Genomic DNA, 20698 nt, shown 5'->3' on the forward strand with positions numbered 1-20698 from the left:
GGCGGATGGGAACGTGGCCATTCACATTATTGACAGGCGCCTGAATCCAGGCGGCAAGAGTCTTGAGAACCGCCAGCGGTTCTTGCGTCGGGCCAAATCCCTGGTGCAGGGCGCCGTCAAGAAGACCTCGCAGGAACGCGACATCAAGGATGTCCTGGAGGGTGGCGAGGTCACGATCCCGCTCGACGGCATGCACGAGCCGCGCTTTCGCCGCGAAGGCGGCACGCGCGACATGGTGCTGCCCGGGAACAAGAAGTTCATCGAGGGCGACTATCTCCCTCGATCCGGCCAGGGCAGCGCCAAGGATTCCGGTCCGGGCGAAGGCGACAGCGAAGACGCCTTCCGTTTCGTGCTGAGCCGCGACGAATTCGTCGATCTCTTCCTCGACGATCTCGAGCTTCCGGATCTCGCCAAGCGCAAGATCGCGCAGACCGAGAGCGAGGGCATCCAGCGCGCCGGTTACACCACGTCAGGCTCGCCATCCAACATCTCGGTCAGCCGGACGGTGCGGCTCGCGCTCGCGCGCCGCATCGCGCTCAAGCGGCCCCGCAAGGAAGAGCTCGAGGAGCTGGAAGCCGCGATCGCCGCATGCACCGACGAGGATGAGCGCGCGGAACTCGTCGCCGAGCTCGAAAAGCTCAAGGCGAAATCCAAGCGCATTCCCTTCATCGATCCGCTGGACATCCGCTATCGCCGCTTCGAGACGGTGCCCAAGCCGGTCGCGCAGGCGGTGATGTTCTGCCTGATGGACGTCTCCGGCTCGATGTCCGAACACATGAAGGATCTCGCCAAGCGCTTCTACATGCTGCTCTACGTGTTCCTGAAGCGGCGCTACAAGCATGTCGAGATCGTCTTCATCCGCCACACCGACCGCGCCGAGGAGGTGGACGAGCAGACCTTCTTCTACGGCCCGGCGTCCGGCGGCACGCTGGTCTCCAGCGCGCTCCAGGCGATGCACGAGATCGTGCGCGAGCGCTTCAATCCGGCGGACTGGAACATCTACGCGGCCCAGGCCTCCGACGGCGACAACTCCTATTCCGACGGCGAGCTCGCCGGCATGCTGCTGACCGACAAGATCCTCCCGGTCTGCCAGTTCTTCGCCTATCTCGAGGTCGGCGAGTCCGGGGGCAGCGCCTTCGATCTCTCGGACTCCTCGCTCTGGACCCTTTACGAGCGCCTGCGGGGCGGCGGTGCACCGCTCTCGATGCGCAAGGTCAGCGAACGCAGCGAAATCTTTCCGGTGTTCCACGACCTGTTCCAGCGCCGCGAAACTAATCAGGAGAAGGCCGCTCCATGACGGAACGCTTGTTCGAAGGCGCGGATTGGGATTTCCACACCTTGCAGCGCATTAGCGATGCCTGCGAGGAGGTGGCGATGAAAGATCTCGGGCTCGACGTCTATCCGAACCAGATCGAGGTCATTACCGCCGAGCAGATGCTGGACGCCTATTCGTCCGTCGGCATGCCCCTGTTCTACAAGCACTGGTCGTTCGGCAAGCACTTCGCCTATCATGAGGCGTCCTACCGCAAGGGCCTGATGGGCCTCGCTTATGAGATCGTGATCAACTCCTCGCCCTGCATCTCCTACCTGATGGAGGAGAACACGGCGACGATGCAGACGCTGGTGATCGCGCACGCCGCGTTCGGTCACAACCACTTCTTCAAGAACAACTATCTGTTCAAGCAGTGGACCGACGCCGACGGCATTCTGGACTATCTCGATTTCGCCAAGAAGTATGTGATGAGTTGCGAGGCGCGCCACGGCCGCGTCGAGGTCGAACGCACGCTGGATGCCGCGCATGCGCTGATGTCGCACGGCATCGACCGCTACCCCGGCAAGAAGAAGCTGGATTTGCGCGCCGAGGAGAAGCGGGCAGGGCGCCGCCGCCAGCACGAGGAGGAGGTCTTCAACGATCTCTGGCGCACCGTGCCGGCAGGAAAGAGCAAGAGCCGCTCCGCGATCAGCGTCGAGCGCCGCCGCAAGCTGCTCGGCCTGCCGCAGGAGAATCTGCTTTACTTTCTGGAGAAGAGTGCGCCGCGGCTGGCGCCCTGGCAGCGCGAGCTTTTGCGGATCGTCCGCCACATCGCGCAATATTTCTATCCGCAGAGCCAGACCAAGGTGATGAACGAGGGGACGGCGACCTACGTCCACTACCGCATCATGACCAAGCTGCACGAGCAGGGCCGGCTCACTGACGGCAACTTCCTCGAATTCCTGCAATCCCACACCAATGTGGTGTTCCAGCCCGAATTCGACGATCGGCGCTTCTCCGGCTTCAATCCCTATGCGCTCGGCTTTTCGATGATGCAGGACATCGAGCGCATCGTCACCCGTCCGGAGGACGAGGACCGCGAATGGTTCCCGGACATTGCCGGAAAGAACGACGTGATGGGCGTGTTGCGTGACGTCTGGGCCAACTACCGCGACGAGAGTTTTATCGCCCAGTACCTGAGCCCGAAGCTGATGCGGCACTTCCGCATGTTCCATCTGCACGACGATCCCGAGGAGCGCGCCGGCATCCGGGTCGATGCCATTCACGACGAGCGTGGTTTCCGCCGGGTGCGGCGCGAGCTCGCGCGGCAGCATGATGTCGGCTACATCGATGCCAATATCGAGGTGGTCGACGTCGACCTGTCCGGCGACCGCCGGCTGATCGTGCATCATCGCGTCATCAAGGGCTCGCAGCTCAACGAGACCGACGCCAAGCGGGTGCTGCAGCATCTCGCCGATCTCTGGACCTATGACGTCGCGCTGATCGAGGTCGACGCCAACGACAAGGTCCTGCGGGAATATGTCGTGAGCCCGCGCCCAATTCCGGCGGCGGCCTGAGGCGGCCGGCAGCTCCTGGAGCGCAGACGTGGCGGATCGCTGGTCCGCGGCCCATCCTTCGAGACGCCCGCCTTTGGCGGGCCCTCAGGATGAGGACGGAGTGTGCGGCTGCAATTTCGACAAACAGAGATGCTGCTTAGCCTCATCCTGAGGAGACCGCGGAGCGGTCGTCTCGAAGGACGAGGCGCTTGCTCTGGCCGCCACCAGAATTTGCATGCTCTAAGTCGATCGCTTCTTGGCCGGCTTCTTCTTGGACGCATTCAGGTCCACGGCCGCGCGGATGAGCGCCTTCAGCGCCTTCTCATTGATTTTCTCGCCTTCGCGAACATCGATTGCGCGCCGCACATTGCCCTCGAGGCTCGAGTTGAAGAGGCCGGCCGGGTCGTCGAGCGCAGCGCCCTTGGCGAAGGTCATTTTCACGACGGCTTTGTAGGTCTCGCCGGTGCAGATGATTCCGTCGTGCGACCACACCGGCACGCCCCGCCATTTCCATTCCTCGACCACATCGGGGTCGGCGTCCCTGATCAGGGCGCGTAGCCGCCCCAGCATCTCGCCGCGCCAATCGCCAAGCTCCTTGATCCTGCCGTCGATCAACCTGGAGGCCGAAACTCCGTCCGATTCCTTGGCGCTGCTGGTCTTCGCCGTCACAGCTTTCTTCATGACCTTGCCTCGTTCACGCGCCGCTGGCTGACGTATGGCAGCGCGAACAGATATAGCCCGGTCGCGAGCAACGGAATCAGCGGGACGAACGCCAACAGCCCGATCCACACCGCCTGCATCTGCAGGGCGATGGCGACGATATTCGCGGTGACGGCAAGCGTGAAGGCGATGGACAGCCAGCGATGGATCTGCCGAATCCAAATGTTCGAGCTCAATGGGACCTCCTCTGAAGATGAATTGGAATGGATATCGCCGGCCGGGCTAGTCGCCCCGCGCCAGCAGCTCGTCCAATTTTGCAAGAAACTGCTTCCAGCCGGCGTGTGCGCCGCCATAGGCCTGCTTCTGGGTGGGACGGAAGCCCGCCTGCTCCACGCGCAAATGCGTGCCCGCGCCCGTCGGCGTCAGCGTGAAGGTCACGACGCTCTTCAAATCAAACGCCGCGTCCTCATGCGTGAAATTCCAGGTGTAGGCCAGCGATCGCTGCGGTTCGATGGCGAGGACCTCGCAATCGAGCACGCCGCCCCACTCGCCGCGAAGATTGAAGCGATGGCCGACGGTGGGCTTGAAGTCGTTCTTCATCAGCCACTCCTCGATCAGGTGCGGCTGCGTCAGCGCGCGCCAGATCCGCTCCGGCGGAAAGGCAAATTCGCGCTCGATGGTGACGGAACGGGTTTCAGTCTCAGCTTCGGTCATTGGTCCATCCTCTTCAGGAGATCGTCGAGGGCGTCGAGCCGGTTCTGCCAGAACCCGGCCATCTGGCTGGTCCAGTCGATCAGCGGATTCAGCGCGCCGGGCTGCGCGCTGTAGTGCGTCTGCCGCCCCTCGTGACGGTCGCGCACCAGCCCGGCCAGCTTCAGCGCGCCGAGATGTTTCGAGACCGCCGGCTGGGAAACGCCGGATAGCGCCGTCAGGGCCCCGACCGTCTGCTCGCCCTCGCGGCACAGCCGCTCGAAGATCGCCCGCCGGGTGGGATCGGCGAGCGTCCTGAACAGAAGATCGGGGGCGGTGGACATGTGGAATCCATAACCAGCAAGTTATGGGTTAAACTAATAACTGCAGAGTTATGGGTGAGTCAAGTGCGATGCGGATCAGTTGGGATGAGGTCTTGTTTCGCGGCGAAATCTTAGACCCTCATGGTGAGGAGCCCGCCAAAGCGGGCGTCTCGAACCATGCAGGCCGAGCACTTTCATGGCATCCCAAGTGCCATATGCGATTGCCCTGCCCGCAAGCGGGGGAGGGAGCGCACCGAATTCGCGGAAGCGTTAGTGGCCCTCAGGGCCGCAGATAGAGATAGCCCTGCGACTGCAGCTCGGCCAGGCGGACCACGCCGCCCTTCTCCGCGCTGACGAAGCCCGGCAGCAGATCCGTCAGCGTGACGTTCTGCGCCTTCATCGTGTTGCCGCAGGCGGCGAGCTCGACGCCGTCCCTGGAGAAATCGCCGACACGCTTGCTGACATCAGGGTTGGCCTGCGCGGAGTGAAACGCCTTCAGCGCCGGACCGTGGATCACCAACGCGATCGTCACGTGCTCGGGGCCGCCGACGCCGTCGATGTGGTTCTGGATGTTGCCGAGCACGAAATTGACCTTCTCGGCGTCGCTGAGATGGTAGACGACCTTGAGCTTGTTGGCCGCACCGGTTTCGGTCGCGGCCTCGGCGCGGGATGTCGCAAACGCCGCGCCCAAGGCCGAGACTGCGCTCCAAAGGATGTTCCGGCGGTTCATGGCGATCTCCCTCGACTGGCCTGACTTTGCCGCACGCACATCACTTGTGGCGCAGTTCAGCGAGTTCCTTGCGATCGGTCACGAGCGAAGCGCACTCGCTGTTGTCGGTGCGGTCGAGGCGGAAAATCTTGTCGTCGACGCCGGCCACCAGCGATCGCTCGGCGTCGTCATCTGGCTTGTTGTTCTGCCAGACCCGTACCTGCTCGAGCCGAATGATCGCGGACTTGTTGTCCTTTGACAGCGCCACCCCGATGCCGCCGCCCTCGCAGTCGACGCCGCAGCCGAGGCGAACGTCGTTGCCGTCCTTCGCGAACACCACGTGACCGCACGAACCGCTGGAATCGAAATCGCCGGAGCGGTGGCGGTATCTGAAGCCGAGCCGAAAGGAGCTGTGCAGCTGCTTGTCTTCCTTGTCGTATTCCGCCGAGACCAGCAGCTTCATTGACGCGACCTTCTGCTTCGGATGCCGCGCCAGATGCTCGGCATCGTAGCGGCGGACGAAGCAGGCATAGGCCTTGTCGCTGGGCAGCCCTGCGTACATCCGCGCGTTGAAGGTTTCGGCTTCGGCCTTGCTGGCCTCGCGAATGTCGTCGGCCTCCGCGGCATGCCCGGCACCGCTGAGTGCGGCAAAGATGACCGCGACGAAAAGAACGAGCTTCATGATCGCACCGAATGCGGGAGCAGCAATTGGCCCGACCGCGATGGGCGGCGCGGACCGGTTTGCCGTTAGTCGCGCGCCCAACGCGGCGCGTTCACGCTCGCAAGTCCGCGATGTCATCGCCGCGGCACAGGGATTATATAGATGACGCCGTGCGGCGCGTTAGTCGCGGGTCGGGCCAGGAAGGTTCAATCGACGTGGAGCCGTCAGACTTTGGAACTCGATATCGGCGATCTCTTCGACGTTGTCCGGGTTCGTCAATGTGATAGCCTTCACAGACGATTGCTTCTCGAAGTCGTAGGCTGGGGCCGCCTCTTGGCAAGTTTGTGGAGTGCCCCGCAATGGGCGAAATTCGCAACTTCAAATCCGGAAGCCACGATGAGCCGCCGTCAAGCGGCAGGATGCCTCGTCGTCTTGCCGCGATCATTGTCGGTGACATTGCTTCCTACAGCCGCTTGATGCAGGCCGACGAGGAAGGCACGCATGTTCGCGTCAAGCGGATCGAGCGGGATCTCATCGAGCCCAGTATCGTCGAGCACCATGGAAGCCTGGTGAAGACGACGGGCGACGGCTTCATCGCTGTTTTCGACAGTCCAGTTGAGGCGGTTCGCTGCAGCATCGTCATCCAGCAAAATCTCATTGGCCGCAACGCCTCGCTTCCGAAGGAGTCCCGGATCGAATACCGGATCGGAGTCAATCTTGGTGATGTCATCGTAGAGCCGGACGACGTCTATGGTGATGGCGTCAACATCGCCACGCGTATCGAGGGTATTGCCGAGCCCGGCCAGGTCTACATCTCAGGTGCGATCTACGAGCAGATCAAGCACAAGGTGGTGTGCGGCTACGAGTCGCTTGGCGACCGCAAGGTGAAGAACATCACCGATCCCGTGCGCATCTATCGCGTGCTGCCGGACGCGGATGCCGTGGGCAGGACGCGCGGCCGGCGCGAGAATACGTTGCTATTCCTTCTGGCCCTGACACTGCTCGTTATTGCGAGCGGCGTCCTTTGGTATCTGCTCGTGCAGCCGCGCCTCGGCGAACAGGCTGCGGCTCCTCCGACGCCGGCTCCGGCCGCATCCTCAACGTCGCAATCCGTGCAAGCCGAACCCGGTTCGTCGACGCAGGCGCCGCAGACAGCACCGGCGGCTTCTCCCTCGACGGCCGCGGCGCCTGCAAGCGCGCCTTCGCCGGCCCCGTCGCAATCCACGGTGGCGGTCCAGGAGCCGGATATGGTTGCGATCCGCGGCGGCAGTTTCGCGATGGGCAGCAACGATGACCCGACGGAAAGACCCGTCCACCAGGTCGCGATCAAGCCGTTCGCGATCGGAAAATATCCTGTGACCGTTCGTGAATGGAATGAATGTGCGGCAGCGAAGGCGTGCAGCTTTACAGCGATCGGGAAGGAAGATGCCCCCGTCACGAACGTGAGCTGGGCAGACGCCCAGCAATATGCGGGCTGGCTCGCGCAGGCGACGAAGAAGCCCTACCGCCTTCCCAGTGAAGCGGAATGGGAATATGCGGCGCGTGGGGGAACGCAGACCAAATATTGGTGGGGCGACAAGCTCCAGCCGGGCATGGCCGGGTGCAAGGATTGCGGTGACGTCGCGGCCGAGCAGCCGGCGAAAGTCGGCAGCTTCAAGCCCAATCCATTCGGGCTCTACGATATGGGTGGCGGCGTCGATCAGTGGGTCGCCGATTGCTGGCACAGGACCTATCAGGGTGCGCCCAGCGACGGCTCGGCATGGGCCGGTGCCGATTGCAGCTCGCATGTGCTGCGCTCGGGATCCTGGAAGAACGATGCGAGGTACGTGCGGCCGTCCAACCGCGATGGCTACGACACCAACGTTCGTTATCCGACGCATGGATTCCGCGTCGCGCTCGGTCCTTAATGCTGGAGTAGATCTGATGCAGCTCCTTCGTTGCGTTGCGCTATCGGCGGCGCTCGCATTGCTCCCGGCCGCCGCGCACTCGCAAGGCAAGACCGCCCCCAAGGACGCCAAGCTGTATTTTATCACCCCGCGTGACGGGCAGAAGGTCCGCGGCGCGTTCCTCGTTCGGTTCGGCTTGCACAACATGGGCGTGACGCATGCCGGCGACGACTACCAGAACGCCGGTCACCATCATTTGCTGGTCGACGTCAACGACCCCATCGACCCGAAGGAGCCGATCCCGCAGGACAAGTCGCATCTGCATTTCGGCGCAGGGCAGACCGAAACTCTTCTCGAGCTTGCGCCGGGGACGCACACGCTCCAGCTGGTGCTGGGCGATGCGAAGCACTATCCGTTCGAACCGCCCGTGGTCTCGAGCAAGATCAGCGTTCGGGTCAGGCCGTCCACGTCAGCGCGGTAACTGATCACCGCAAGCTGGCGTTGAACTTGTCCAGCGCCGTCGAGCCCGGGCAAAGCGTGTCCGCCTCCAGCGTGTTGAGCGGGACCTCGACCGTGTTGAGATGCTCGTGCAAATCTTCCGCGTCGGGATCGACATAGAGCAGGCCGGTGACGATCTGGCCCTTGGCGGCGTGCTTCTGCAGAAAGGTCATGGCGCCGAGCCGGTCGTGCGGATCGTAGTCCGCATCGATCTTGCGCAGCGCGATTCTGCTGCCGTCATGCTGGTCGACCATCTGCACCGTGCCCGGCGCGTAATCGACCGCGATCGGATCGCGGCCCACCAGCACGTCGAGCCGGTTCACTGCGTCATTGTGCTCGCGGACATAGTCGAAACTCTTGGTCGAACCGGCATGGTTGTTGAAAGCGATGCAGGGGCTGATGACGTCGATGAAGGACGCGCCCTTGTGGCCGATTGCGGCCGCGATCAGCGGTACGAGTTGGCTCTTGTCGCCGGAGAAGCTGCGCGCGACGAAGGTCGCACCCAGCTGCAGCGCAATCGCGACGAGGTCGATGGCGTTATCGGTGTTGGTGACGCCCTTCTTGGACTTCGAGCCGCGGTCGGCGGTCGCCGAGAATTGCCCCTTGGTCAGGCCGTAGACGCCGTTGTTCTCGACGATGTAGGTCATGTTGACGCCGCGCCGGATCGAATGCGCGAACTGGCCGAAGCCGATCGAGGCGGAATCACCGTCGCCGGAGACGCCGAGATAGATCAGGTCGCGGTTGGCGAGGTTGGCGCCGGTCAGCACCGACGGCATGCGGCCGTGCACGGAGTTGAAGCCGTGCGAATTGCCGAGGAAATAGTCCGGCGTCTTCGACGAGCAGCCGATGCCGGAAATTTTCGCCACCCGGTGCGGCTCGATCGACAGCTCATAGCAGGCCTCGATGATCGAGGCCGTGATCGAATCGTGGCCGCAGCCGGCGCACAGCGTCGAGATCTTGCCCTCGTAGTCGCGATGGGTGTAGCCGAGCTCATTCTTCTTCAGCCCCGGGTGATGGAATTTCGGCTTTGCAATGTAGGTCATGCGAGCACCTGCGTTTCCAAGCCCGTCATGGCCGAGCTTGTCCCGGCCATCCACGTCTTGAGGGCAAGGGAGAAAGGCGTGGATGCCCGGGCATAGGCGAGCGGAAGCGACGCCGTCCTTCGGACGGCTATGCCCGGGCATGGCGACTGAGAGAGCGAAGCAAACATCATGACACGGCCTTGCGGAGCGGGGTCACCTTGAGGTGATCCTGATGGTCGCCAATGGCTTTTGCGATGAAACGGGCGGTGATCGGCGAGCCGTCGTAATGCACGATCGGCACCAGCCGCACCGGGTCGATGCCGTTCTCGTTGACGATGAGCTGGCGGAGCTGACTGTCGCGGTTCTGCTCGACCACATAGACGAAATCGTGCTCGGCGAGGAAGCTGGCGACGCTCGAGTGGAACGGGAAGGCGCGGATGCGCAGGCGGTCGAGCTGATGCCCGCGCGCCTCGAGTAGCCCGATCGCCTCGTCCATTGCCGGCGAGGTCGAGCCGAAATAGATCACGCCATATTTGGTCGGCCGTTCCGCATTGGCCTGCAGCGGCCGCGGCACCAGATCCTGCGCGGTCTCGAACTTGCGCATGAGGCGCTGCATGTTGTCGGCATAGACCGAGCCCTCCTCGGAGTAACGTGCGTAGCGATCGCGCGATGTGCCGCGGGTGAAGTAGGAGCCTTTGGTCGGATGCGTGCCGGGATAGGTGCGGTAGGGGATGCCGTCGCCGTCGACGTCGAGATAGCGTCCGAAGTCGCGGCCCTCCTCCAGCATCTCCGCTGTCATCACCTTGCCGCGGTCGTACTGTTTTGCGTCGTCCCACTTCAGCGGACGGCAGAGACGGTGGTTCATGCCGATATCAAGGTCGAGCATCAGGAAGATCGTGGTCTGAAGCCGATCGGCGAGGTCGAAGGCGGCTGCCGCGAACTCGAAGGCTTCCGCCGGATCCTCGGGGAAGAGCAGCACATGCTTGGTGTCGCCATGCGAGGCATAGGCGCAGGCGATGATGTCGCATTGCTGGGTGCGGGTCGGCATGCCCGTCGAGGGCCCAGCGCGCTGGATGTTCATGATCACAGCCGGAATCTCGGCGAAATATGACAGCCCGATGAACTCGGTCATCAGGGAGATGCCGGGGCCCGACGTCGCGGTGAAGGCGCGGGCGCCGTTCCAGGAGGCGCCGATCACGATACCGATCGAAGCAAGCTCGTCCTCGCCCTGCACGATGGCGTATTTCGCCTTGCCGGTCACAGGGTCGTGCCGGTACTTCTTGCAGTGGCTGGTGAAGGCCTCCGCCACCGAGGAGGACGGCGTGATCGGATACCAGGCGCACACGGTAGCACCGCCATAGACGGCGCCGAGTGCGGCAGCGCTATTGCCCTCGATGAAGATGCGGTCGCCGACCTTGTCGGACTTCTTGACGCGCAAGCCGATCGGGCATTTCAGGTTTTGCAGCGCCCAGTCGCGGCCGAGATGCAACGCGTGAACGTTGGAGGAGAGCAGCTTCTCCTTGCCCTTGTACTGCTCGCCGATCAGCTGCTCGATCAGCTTTGGATCCATGTCGAGCAGCGCCGAGAGGCTGCCTAGATAGATGATGTTCTTGAACAGCTGACGCTGGCGCGGATCGGTGTAGGTCGAGTTGGTGATCGCGGTTAAGGGCACACCGATCACGGTGATGTCGCCACGGAATTTGGTCGACGGCATCGGCTTGGTCGAATCGTAGAACAGATAGCCGCCGGGCTCGATGCCGGCGATGTCCTTGTCCCAGGTTTGCGGATTCATCGCCACCATCATGTCGACGCCGCCGCGGGCGCCGAGATGGCCGCCTTCCGTCACCCGCACCTCGTACCAGGTCGGCAGGCCCTGGATGTTGGAGGGGAAGATGTTGCGTGGACTCACCGGCACGCCGTGACGCAGGATCGCGCGCGCGAACATTTCGTTGGCGCTGGCCGAACCCGATCCGTTGACGTTGGCGAAGCGGACGACGAAGTCGTTTACGCTGCTGATCGGCTTTTTGTCGGACATGATGATCCTGCGTACGTCATTTCGATGAAATACTTCTGCATGTCCCAGGCGCCGGTGGGGCATCGCTCGGCGCACAGCCCGCAATGCAGGCAGACGTCCTCGTCCTTCACCATCACGCGGCCGGTCTTGAGATCGCTGGAGACGTAGAGGTCCTGATCCGGACGCGGCGAGGGCGCCTTCAGGCGCTGACGCAGATCGGCCTCCTCGCCATTCTCTGTGAAGGTGATGCAATCCATCGGGCAGATGTCGACGCATGCGTCGCATTCGATGCAGAGCGAAGTCGAGAATACGGTCTGCACGTCGCAGTTCAGGCAGCGATGCGCTTCGCCGAGCGCGAGCTTGACGTCGTAGCCGAGCTCGACCTCGGTGCGGATGTCCTTCAGCGCGACGACCTTGTCGCGATGCGGCACCTTGTAGCGCTTGTCGATGGAGATGTCGTTGTCATAGCTCCATTCGTGGATGCCCATCTTCTGCGACGAGATGTGCACCTCCGGCAGCGGCCGTTCGTTGACGTCCTCGCCCGAGAGCAGTCGGTGGATCGACAGCGCGGCGTCGTGGCCCTGCGCCACCGCCCAGATGATGTTCTTCGGCCCGAACGCGGCGTCGCCGCCGAAGAACACCTTTGGGTTGGTCGAGACGAACGTCTTGGGATCGACCTTCGGCATATTCCACTTGTCAAACTCGATGCCGCAGTCGCGCTCGATCCAGGGAAAGGCGTTTTCCTGGCCGACCGCGACCAGCACGTCGTCGCATGCGAAGGTCTGGTCGGGCTCGCCCGAGGGCACCAGGTTGCGGCGGCCCCTGGCGTCGTATTCGGCTTTCACCTTCTGGAAGGTGATGCCGGTGAGCTTGCCATTGTCATGGATGAAGGCGACGGGGACGAGGAAGTTCAGGATCGGGATGTCCTCGTGGATCGCGTCCTCCTTCTCCCAGGGCGAAGCCTTCATCTCTTCGAAGCCGGAGCGCACGATCACCTTGACGTCTTCGCCGCCGAGTCGGCGCGCCGTGCGGCAGCAATCCATCGCGGTGTTGCCGCCGCCGAGCACGATGACGCGTTTGCCGATCTTGTCTGTGTGGCCGAACGACACCGAGGACAGCCAGTCGATGCCGATATGGATGTTGGCGGCGGCCTCTTTGCGGCCGGGAATGTCGAGCTCGCGGCCGCGCGGTGCGCCCGAGCCGACGAAGATCGCGTCGTACTTCTCCGCGAGCAGCGCCTTCATGCTCTCGATGCGATGACCGCCCTTGAACTCGACGCCAAGGCCCAGGATGTAACCTGTTTCCTCGTCGATCACGGAGTTGGGCAGGCGGAATTTCGGGATCTGCGAGCGCATCATGCCGCCGGCTTCCGGATCGGCGTCGAACACGGTGCAGTGATAGCCGAGCGGCGCGAGATCGCGCGCCACCGTCAGCGAAGCAGGGCCGCCACCGACCAGCGCAACGCGCTTGCCGTTCTTGGGCGAGGGCTTCGGCAGGCGCTGCCTGATGTCGTCCTTGAAGTCGGCGGCGACGCGCTTGAGGCGGCAGATCGCGACCGGCGTTTCCTCGACGCGTCCGCGCCGGCACGCCGGCTCGCATGGACGATCGCAGGTGCGTCCCAGAATTCCGGGAAACACGTTCGATTTCCAATTGATCATGTAGGCGTCGCTGTAGCGGCCTTGGGCGATCAGTCGGATATATTCGGGAACCGGGGTGTGTGCAGGACAGGCCCATTGGCAATCGACCACTTTGTGAAAATAGTCGGGGGCCGCGATATCGGTCGGTTTCATTCCTACCCTGTCCGCACAGGCTCAAGGACCCGGCGGCCTTTTCTTGAGCTTGGCGAACGCCTAACGCGCGTCGATCTGGTTTCTGAATGGCATCATTGGGTTAGCTTATTAGAACCGCTCCGAAGTACAACGGCAAATTTGGGGGATCACCGGCTTTCATGGGAGCTGCGCGCATACAGCATTAGCGGCCGTGCGCCAGCATGCGGCGGTGCAATATATTGCAACGCGCTGATTGCTTCAGCTGCACGCGATGTCGCTCTTCGCAAGATCCCACATCAGGCTGTAGGTGCCGACCGAGACCGGAAGCTGTAAGGGCGCCGCGGCGGGGCCGGTGAAGCGCTGGGCGATGACAGCCGAGACCGCGCCGACATGCGTGCCGTCGATCAGCACGAACCAGTCGCGCGCACCTTCGTTTCGCGCCGCCGGAATCCCCGCCGTCGCGCCAGACAGCTCCGGCTCGCTTTCGAGAAGATGCATGGAGATGATATCGTCGAGCTTCTCCGGCATCAGCTTTTCTTGCAGTGCATCACGCCACGAACCGGCATTGTCGGGCGCGGGCCGCAGCCGGACCAGGCCGAGCGCCGCGCCGCGGCCGGTGCCATTGCTGATCGTGATGCGTGCGACCACGCGGAGCATGTCCCTGAAACGCGCCATGGTCTGCCGCGACCAGTCGGTCGGGCTGGCGAGCCGCGCGCGGTAGGCCGGACTGTCGAGCACGTCGAGCTTCGCGGTCGAATACAGGCTGAGATATTTGGGATTGGCCGCGTGCGCGACATAGCGCCGCGCCTCCAGAAAACCCTCGATCGCGACGCGCTCTTCCAGATGTTCGCGGTCGTACCAGCGGTTGAAATCGGCTTCATCGGCTGCGTCGATATTCATCGACGTCAACAGCATGCCTTTCCCGGCGAGTGGCATTTTTTTCTTGTCCTTCCTTGCAGACCCTCATGGTGAGGAGCGCGTCTTCGCGCGTCTCGAACCATGAAGGCCCCACTACAACATCTCGGCCTTCATCCCTCGAGACGCGCGCGAAGGGCGCGCTCCTCAGGATGAGGGGACAGATCTCTACCGCGCGGTCTTCGACGCAAGGTCCGCGATCGACTTCATGACCGCGTCCCGCACGCCGGCATCATAGAGCGAATGTCCGGCTTCTTCCACGATGCGAATTTCGGAATCGGGCCAAACCTGCGCGAGCGCCTGCGATGTCTCAGGCGGGCACAGCAGGTCATAGCGACCCTGGATGATGATGCCGGGAATGCTGGCGAGCCGGCCCGCATTTCGCAGCAGCTGACCTTCGCTCATGAAGCTGTCGTTGACGAAATAGTGCGCCTCCATGAACGGCGTTGCGGGCAACGTCCGCCATACGTTGAGCGAGGCCAGGTCCAGCCGCGTCCGCGCCGGCTTGTGTTCGGAAAGCGCGCGCTCGGTATCGTGCCACGCCCGCGCCGCCGGTCCGTGCACGGCCGGATCGGAATCGAGAATGCGACGCCAATAGGCTTGCACCGGTTGCTTGCGTTCTTCGGGTGGCAACACGCTCAGAAAATCGTCGTGAAGCGCGGGATAGAACTGCGCCAGGCGCGAGGCGAAAGCCGTTTCGACCTCGGCCTGTGTGCCCAGGAAGGTCGCGCGCAGCGCAATGCCGGAGACGCGTTCGGGATGGGCCTCTGCATAAGCCAGCGCCAAGGTCGCGCCCCAGGAGCCGCCGACCACCATCCAGCGTGCAAAACCGAATTTGTCGCGGATCTTCTCCATGTCCGCGATCAGATGCTGCGTCGTGTTGTGCGCGCGCGATCCCTTGGGCCGGCTGCGGCCGCAGCCGCGCTGGTCGAACAGCACCGCATGGAAACGGTCAGGATCGAACAGCCGGCGATGGTCGGGCTGGCAGCCGCTGCCGGGACCGCCATGCAGATAAACGGCCGGAATGCCGTCGGCGCGGCCGACGCTTTCGACGTAGAGCTCGTGGCCGTCGCCGACGTCGAGCATCTCGGAGGCCAGCGGCGCAAAGGGATCGGCGCGTTTGGCCGCTGCGGCCGCGTCGGCATCAGGCATCATTCGGATTCCAGAGTGCCGCCGGCGAAGTTGCGGTAGAGGAAACGGCTGGTCTCGCCCTCGGCCTCGCGCTCGGCCTGCTTGAAGATGGTCTCGTGCAGCGGCGACAGCGCGCAGGCCGGATCGGTGTTGGCGGCATCGCCAGTCAGCGCAAAGGCCTGGCAGCGGCAGCCGCCGAAATCGATCTCACGGAATTCGCAAGATTTGCAAGGCTCCTTCATCCAGCCGGTGCCGCGATAGCGGTTGAAGGCGTCCGAGTTCTGCCAGATCCAGGCGATCGAATGGTTGGAGCGCACCGATTCAAACTCGAGGCCGGTGATGCTCTCGGCGGCGTGGCACGGCAGCACTTTGCCGGCCGGCGAGATGTTGAAGAACTGCCGGCCCCAGCCGCCCATGCACTTCTTCGGCCGCAGCGCGTAATAATCCGGCACGACGTAATCGATCGCGAGTGTACCCTTGAGCCGCTCGCGCGCCTCCTCGACGATACGGGTGCACTCGTCGAGTTGCGCCACCGTCGGCATCAGCGCGGCGCGGTTCTTCAGCGCCCAGCCGTAATACTGCACGTTGGCGACCTCAAGCCGGTCGGCATCGAGATCGACCGCCATCTGGATGATGTCGGGGAGCTGGTGCAGGTTCTGGCGATGCATCACCGCGTTCACGGTCAGCGGCAGATCGAGCTCGCGCGTCCATTTCGCGACCTCGAGCTTCTTGCCATGCGCACCCTTGTAGCCGGCCACGCGATCGGACAGACCTTGTTCGGTGCCCTGAAAACTGATCTGCACATGGCAGAGCCCGGCATCGGCAAGATCGCTCAGTTTCTCGCGCGTCAGCAGCACGGCCGAGGTGATCAGATTGGTGTAAAGACCGGCGTCGCTGGCATGCTTGACCAGCTCGACGAGGTCCTTGCGTGCGGTCGGCTCGCCGCCGGAGAAATGCACCTGGAGCACGCCGATCTCGGCAAGCTCGCTCAGCACCTTCTTCCATTCCTCGGTCGTCAGCTCTTTGCCGGCGCGGTCGAGCTCGACCGGATTGGAGCAATAGGGGCATTGCAGCGGGCAGCGATGGGTGATCTCGAGCAGCACGGCGAGTGGAATGCCGAAGGTCTCCGCCGTCGAGCGCTGCTTCTCCAGCACCGCGAGGCTGTCGCTGGCATCGGGCGGGATCGTCGGATTGCCGAGCAAATCGCTCATGGCGTCTTCTCCCGGGCTTCGGTGAGAAAGCCCTTGTCGGCGAGATCCTGGAGCATGGCGATCACGTCGGTCAGGATCGCCTCGCGCGGCGCGGCGTATTTCGCCGCCAGCTGGTCGGAGATGTCGCCGACGCTGCGCTCGCCGTCGCAGAGCTGCAAGACCTCGACCGCGATCTCGTCCGGCGCCAGCACCCGCTCCGGCGCCAGGATCACCCAGACCTGCCGCGTCTCGTCATATCTGAGCTTGGCATGCCGCGGCAGCACCGGCCGGCTCGGCTCGCTGACGCTGATGTGACGCGGCCCGGCCATCGATTGCTCCTCAGCTCGCTTTGGGCACGAACGCGCCCGGCGGAATGTGCCCCTCGACATAGGCGTGGTAGAGCGCATCGAGCTGTACCCACAGCACGTTGGTCTTGAAGATCAGCGCGTTGCAGACGGCGGCGCGCTGTTCCGGTGTCGTCGCGTGCTTCCTGACATAGTCGAGCGCGAAATTGGCATCGCGCGGTGCCTGTGTCAGGCGGCGCTTGAAGTAGCTCATGGTGTCCGGATTGACGAAATCGTAGTGTTGTAGCATTCCGCTGATGCGCTCTTCATGGATGCTGGGCGCGAACAGTTCAGTGAGTGAGGACGCGATCGCCTCCAGCGGGCTCTTTTCCCGGCAGTAGTGCACATAGGCCTCAACCGCAAAGCGCGTCGCGGGCAAAATGCCTTCGGTCGATTCCACATAGGCCGTATCGAGCCCGAGGCCGTCGGTCAGCTTGAGCCAGCGCTCGATACCGCCCTCGCTGCCGACGTCGCCGTCATGGTCCTCGATGCGGTGGCGCCATTCCACGCGCGTGGCGCGGTCGCGAAACCGCGAGATCACCACCGCGTCCTTGATCGGGATCGTGCTCTGGTAATAGTAGCGGTTGAGCGCCCAGGCCTGCACCTGGCCCTTGTTCAGCTTGCCGCCGTGCAGCAGCTTATGGAACGGATGCAAGCTGTGATAGCGCGTCGCGCCGATATGGCGCAGCGCTGCTTCGAGCTCCTCGGCCGAGTTGAGCCTGGTGTCCTTGCCGACCGAGAGCGCGGTCATTCCTGTCAGTGTTATCGCATTCACAGTACGATCTCCGTTCCGTCGGAAGGTATCTGCCAGCCCGCACGTTCCGCGGCCTTGCGCTCGGGTGAAGCAGGCAACAGCGCAGGGTTCGAGTTATTGATATGCAGAAATATCTTCCTGTCGATAGCAAGGTTGGAGAGTGAAGCGATTGCGCCGTGATCGCCGGACATCGAGATGTGTCCCATGCTCTTGCCGGTCTTTTGCCCGAGACCGGCTCTGATCATCTCGTCGTCCTGCCACACCGTACCGTCGAAGAAGACCAGCGGTGCGCCCGTAATCATGGCCTTGAGCGCGTCGGTGACTTCGGCACAGGCTGCGAGGAAGTAGAAATATTTTTCGGTAGCCTTGTCGGTGATCCGCAAGCCCACGGTATCGCCCGCGCCGTCGCTTCCACCTGGATGAGCCTTTCCTTCCAGATACCACGCGCCCTTGCCGGGTACGATGAACGGCAGCACCTCCAATCCGGATGGCGAGCCGTCCGACAACACAGGCTCAAAGGCGACGTCGAGCGCGATCGGACAGCGTCGCACATATTTTTCGTTCAACACGTCGAAGATGTTGTTGGACTTCAGGATCGCAAGGACCTTGGGATGCGCGTAGATCGCGAACGGCGAACTCTCGCGCATCGAGAGCAGGCCCGCCACCGCATCGACCTCGCCATTGGTCAGGATCACGCCGGCAATCGGCGTGTGGCGCAGCACGCCCGCTTTGGGATGCAGCTGTGGCGCAGCATTCAATTGCTGGCGCAGATCGGGCGAGGCGTTGATCAAAAACCAGTGCTCGCCGTCGCCGCTGAAGGCGACCGAGGCTTGCGTCCGCTGGAGCTCATGGCCGTTGGCACGGGCTGCCCGACAGCCCTCGCATCCGCAATTCCATTGCGGAACTCCGCCGCCGGCTGCGGCGCCCAGGACGACGACACGAAGCATGATCCGTCTCCTGGAAGGAACGTTGCGAGGTGGATCTCAGGTCAACACAAATCGTGTCTTCCGGAAACGCATTGTGTCCGAAAGAACCCGACCTGTCCGAAAAACCGTAACCGAACGATCCACCTGCGCTGAACGCAAACTGAGCAACCGCTTACTTGCGGGTGGCGCTCACATACATGTTGATTTCCATGCCGCAGGGCACTTCGACGATCTTGGGGGCTTTCCAGGCCATTTCGGCTCTCCATTTTCATAATTCGGACGTATCCGCCCATGCCTTAAACTAGTGCCGGCGCAAAACTTCGCCAGTTAAATCTTGGCTAAAGGCCTTATGCTGCGCCGCGAAATATAGGGTTGGAACACCGCTTTTGGTGAGGCAGTCTTGCGTTCGGCGCATTCGGTCGCGAACCCTGCCCTGATAAAGCAGTTGTGAGTGCAGTGCAGCTTTCAATCCGGTACAGGCGGCCCAATTGGATCTCGGTAATGCCCAAATACTTCTTCAACACCCGTATCGGCGATGAATTGATCGTAGATCCTGAAGGCGAGGATCTGCGCAATCCCGATCGCGCCTGGGAGGTTGCCCGCCAGATGATCCTGGAGGTGCTGAAATCCGAGGGGACCCAGCCGGCCCTGCTCGAGGCGGTGATCGAAGTCACCGACGTCGCCGGCGAAATCGTGCTGGAATTCCCCTTCACCGAGGCGCTGCTGGACATGCCGGATCAGTCCGCGACGAGGCATTGAGCCCCCAGCTCTATCCACCGTCATTGCGAGGAGCTCGCGACAAAATTGCGAAGCAATTTTGCGCTGATGCGACGAAGCAATCCAGACTGCCTTCGCGGAGGGACTCTGGATTGCTTCGGTTCGGTGACGGGGAATGAAGCGCCACCCGGCACCACCGCCCGCGTTCGCCCCTGCGAAATCCGCATGGCTTTGCCGCTTTCCCGGCGCTAAAAGACGCCGGTCATACGGAGAAAGCCATGCAAGACCTCTGGCGCCTGTCGGCCGCCGACCTCGCCACCCTCGTCAAGTCCAAGAAGGTGTCCGCCAGGGAGGCCGCCAAGGCCGGACTTGACCGGCTCGATGCGGTCAACCCCAAGCTCAATGCGGTGATCGACCACCGGCCGGAGGACGTGCTCAAGCAGGCCGACGCCGTCGATGCGGCGATTGCGCGGGGTGAGGATCCCGGCGTTTTGGCCGGCGTGCCCGTCACCATCAAGGCCAATGTCGACCAGGAAGGCTTTGCCACCACCAACGGCCTCAAGCTGCAGCGCGACCTGATCGCCCGCGAAGACAATCCGGTGGTCGCCAATTTCCGCAAAGCGGGCGCGGTTCTGCTCGGCCGCACCAATTGCCCGGCCTTCTCCTATCGCTGGTTCACCACCAATCTGGTCCATGGCGACACCAAGAACCCGCGCGATGCCTCGCTGACCCCCGGCGGCTCGTCCGGCGGTGCCGGCTCGGCGGTCGCGGCCGGCATCGGCCACATTGCCCATGGCACCGATATCGCGGGCTCGATCCGCTACCCCGCCTATGCCTGCGGCGTGCATGGCCTGCGCCCGACCCTGGGCCGGATTCCGGCCTTCAACGCCGCGCTGCCGGAGCGCCCGATCGGGCCGCAGATCATGGCGGTGTCCGGACCGCTGGCGCGCACCGTCAACGACATCAGGATTTCGCTCGCCGCGATGGCGGCGCGCGACGTCCGAGACCCCTGGTTTGTGCCGGTGCCGCTCGAAGGTCCGGCGCGGCCGAAGCGCGCCGCGCTCTGCCTCAATCCGGACGGGCTGGTGACCACGCCGGAGGTGAAGGCGGCCGTCATCGATGCCGGCAAGCGGCTGGAGCGTGCCGGCTGGACCGTGGAGGTGATCGAGAACACGCCGCCGATGCGCGAAGCGGTGGAGTGGCAGACAAAGCTTTGGCTCGGCGACGGCTATGAGGCGCAGCTGGAGATGGCCGAGCGCGAGGGCGATCCCGGTGCGCTGGCTTGTCTGCGGGGCAACCGCGCCAAGGTCACGCCGCTCGACCAGGCGACTTACGCCAAGGCGCTGACCCGCCGCGCCACGCTGACCCGGGACTGGATGCTGTTCTTCGAGCAATACGCGGTGGTACTGACGCCGGTGTCCGGCGAGCTGCCGTTTCCGGATCAGCTCGACTGCAAGGACGACGAGTCCTTCAAGCGCGTCTGGGAGGCGCAACTGCCGCAAATTGCGATTCCCTTCATGGGGCTGCCGGGCCTGGTGGTCTCGACCGGCCTCGTCGGTAAGGCTCCGGTCGGCGTGCACATCGTGTCCGGCCGCTACCGCGAGGATCTTTGCCTGCTCGCAGGCGAAGCGATCGAGGCGGGCGGCGTGCCGCCGTCGCCGATCGATCCCGTGGGCTGACG

General features: G+C 63.4%; 22 protein-coding genes. 6 read left to right on the forward strand and 16 right to left on the reverse strand.

The window, feature by feature from the left end; genetic code table 11:
- Positions 1-19: 19 nt before the first annotated feature.
- Complete coding sequence (locus tag GWG65_RS14660) at positions 20-1297, forward strand: YeaH/YhbH family protein (protein WP_275196341.1); 1278 nt, start codon at positions 20-22, stop codon at positions 1295-1297.
- Positions 1294-2829: a SpoVR family protein gene (locus tag GWG65_RS14665; RefSeq protein ID WP_275196268.1), complete on the forward strand. Its 1536-nt coding sequence runs from the start codon at positions 1294-1296 to the stop codon at positions 2827-2829. The genes GWG65_RS14660 and GWG65_RS14665 overlap by 4 nt, the downstream gene beginning before the upstream one ends.
- A 219-nt stretch (positions 2830-3048) precedes the next feature.
- On the opposite strand, the gene GWG65_RS14670 is transcribed toward GWG65_RS14665, so the two are convergent.
- The 6 genes from GWG65_RS14670 to GWG65_RS14695 all read right to left on the reverse strand — a co-directional run bounded on the left by GWG65_RS14670 (position 3049) and on the right by GWG65_RS14695 (position 5872).
- The gene (locus GWG65_RS14670; protein ID WP_275196269.1) at positions 3049-3489 is read right to left on the reverse strand and encodes a DUF1801 domain-containing protein; all 441 of its coding nucleotides are present in this window, start codon (positions 3487-3489) and stop codon (positions 3049-3051) included.
- Complete coding sequence (locus GWG65_RS14675) at positions 3486-3704, reverse strand: hypothetical protein (RefSeq protein ID WP_275196270.1); 219 nt, start codon at positions 3702-3704, stop codon at positions 3486-3488. Before GWG65_RS14675 ends, GWG65_RS14670 begins: the two co-directional genes overlap by 4 nt.
- 46 nt (positions 3705-3750) lie before the next feature.
- Positions 3751-4182 carry an SRPBCC domain-containing protein gene (locus tag GWG65_RS14680; protein WP_275196271.1) on the reverse strand — a complete coding sequence of 144 codons (432 nt, stop codon included), beginning with the start codon at positions 4180-4182 and terminating at the stop codon, positions 3751-3753.
- Positions 4179-4502, reverse strand: a complete 324-nt coding sequence (locus GWG65_RS14685) for a metalloregulator ArsR/SmtB family transcription factor (RefSeq protein WP_148743467.1) — start codon at positions 4500-4502, stop codon at positions 4179-4181. The genes GWG65_RS14680 and GWG65_RS14685 overlap by 4 nt, the downstream gene beginning before the upstream one ends.
- Positions 4503-4761: 259 nt before the next feature.
- On the reverse strand, positions 4762-5211 hold the full coding sequence (locus GWG65_RS14690; RefSeq protein ID WP_275196272.1) for a DsrE family protein: 450 nt from the start codon (positions 5209-5211) through the stop codon (positions 4762-4764).
- Between the two features lie 40 nt (positions 5212-5251).
- Complete coding sequence (locus GWG65_RS14695) at positions 5252-5872, reverse strand: hypothetical protein (RefSeq protein ID WP_275196273.1); 621 nt, start codon at positions 5870-5872, stop codon at positions 5252-5254.
- Positions 5873-6210: 338 nt separating this feature from the next.
- Here GWG65_RS14695 and GWG65_RS14700 point away from each other — a divergent pair, with 338 nt between their 5' ends.
- Together GWG65_RS14700 and GWG65_RS14705 are read left to right on the forward strand one after the other, a co-directional pair.
- Entirely contained in the window at positions 6211-7758 is a 1548-nt protein-coding gene (locus tag GWG65_RS14700; RefSeq protein ID WP_275196274.1) for an SUMF1/EgtB/PvdO family nonheme iron enzyme, read from the forward strand.
- 16 nt (positions 7759-7774) lie between these two features.
- Entirely contained in the window at positions 7775-8218 is a 444-nt protein-coding gene (locus GWG65_RS14705; RefSeq protein ID WP_275196275.1) for a DUF4399 domain-containing protein, read from the forward strand.
- A 4-nt stretch (positions 8219-8222) separates the two neighbouring features.
- On the opposite strand, the gene GWG65_RS14710 is transcribed toward GWG65_RS14705, so the two are convergent.
- The 10 genes from GWG65_RS14710 to pqqA form a co-directional block, all read right to left on the reverse strand.
- Entirely contained in the window at positions 8223-9278 is a 1056-nt protein-coding gene (locus GWG65_RS14710) for a 2-oxoacid:ferredoxin oxidoreductase subunit beta (protein ID WP_275196276.1), read from the reverse strand.
- Between the two features lie 166 nt (positions 9279-9444).
- A complete protein-coding gene (locus GWG65_RS14715) occupies positions 9445-11292 on the reverse strand; it encodes a 2-oxoacid:acceptor oxidoreductase subunit alpha (protein WP_275196277.1) in 1848 nt (615 codons plus the stop codon).
- Positions 11262-13061 carry an FAD-dependent oxidoreductase gene (locus GWG65_RS14720; RefSeq protein WP_275196278.1) on the reverse strand — a complete coding sequence of 600 codons (1800 nt, stop codon included), beginning with the start codon at positions 13059-13061 and terminating at the stop codon, positions 11262-11264. Before GWG65_RS14720 ends, GWG65_RS14715 begins: the two co-directional genes overlap by 31 nt.
- A 237-nt stretch (positions 13062-13298) precedes the next feature.
- Positions 13299-13976, reverse strand: a complete 678-nt coding sequence (locus tag GWG65_RS14725; RefSeq protein ID WP_275196279.1) for a DUF4286 family protein — start codon at positions 13974-13976, stop codon at positions 13299-13301.
- Positions 13977-14123: 147 nt separating this feature from the next.
- Positions 14124-15110 (reverse strand): prolyl aminopeptidase, encoded by a 987-nt coding sequence (pip, locus tag GWG65_RS14730; protein WP_275196280.1) that lies wholly within the window; start codon positions 15108-15110, stop codon positions 14124-14126.
- Positions 15107-16297, reverse strand: a complete 1191-nt coding sequence (gene pqqE / locus GWG65_RS14735; protein WP_275196281.1) for a pyrroloquinoline quinone biosynthesis protein PqqE — start codon at positions 16295-16297, stop codon at positions 15107-15109. Before pqqE ends, pip begins: the two co-directional genes overlap by 4 nt.
- Positions 16294-16605 (reverse strand): pyrroloquinoline quinone biosynthesis peptide chaperone PqqD, encoded by a 312-nt coding sequence (gene pqqD, locus GWG65_RS14740; protein WP_275196282.1) that lies wholly within the window; start codon positions 16603-16605, stop codon positions 16294-16296. Before pqqD ends, pqqE begins: the two co-directional genes overlap by 4 nt.
- Positions 16606-16615: 10 nt before the next feature.
- Positions 16616-17395, reverse strand: coding sequence for a pyrroloquinoline-quinone synthase PqqC (gene pqqC / locus GWG65_RS14745; protein WP_275196283.1), 780 nt, complete (start codon positions 17393-17395; stop codon positions 16616-16618).
- Entirely contained in the window at positions 17392-18321 is a 930-nt protein-coding gene (pqqB, locus tag GWG65_RS14750; protein WP_275196284.1) for a pyrroloquinoline quinone biosynthesis protein PqqB, read from the reverse strand. Before pqqB ends, pqqC begins: the two co-directional genes overlap by 4 nt.
- A 151-nt stretch (positions 18322-18472) precedes the next feature.
- Positions 18473-18553 (reverse strand): pyrroloquinoline quinone precursor peptide PqqA, encoded by an 81-nt coding sequence (pqqA, locus tag GWG65_RS14755; protein ID WP_007595659.1) that lies wholly within the window; start codon positions 18551-18553, stop codon positions 18473-18475.
- A gap of 248 nt (positions 18554-18801) precedes the next feature.
- Here pqqA and GWG65_RS14760 point away from each other — a divergent pair, with 248 nt between their 5' ends.
- Positions 18802-19059, forward strand: coding sequence for a hypothetical protein (locus GWG65_RS14760; protein WP_275196285.1), 258 nt, complete (start codon positions 18802-18804; stop codon positions 19057-19059).
- A gap of 236 nt (positions 19060-19295) precedes the next feature.
- Complete coding sequence (locus tag GWG65_RS14765; RefSeq protein ID WP_275196286.1) at positions 19296-20696, forward strand: amidase family protein; 1401 nt, start codon at positions 19296-19298, stop codon at positions 20694-20696.
- The last annotated feature ends 2 nt before the right edge of the window (positions 20697-20698 follow it).

This window comes from Bradyrhizobium sp. CSA207 (genome assembly GCF_029051685.1).
Taxonomy (GTDB): domain Bacteria; phylum Pseudomonadota; class Alphaproteobacteria; order Rhizobiales; family Xanthobacteraceae; genus Bradyrhizobium.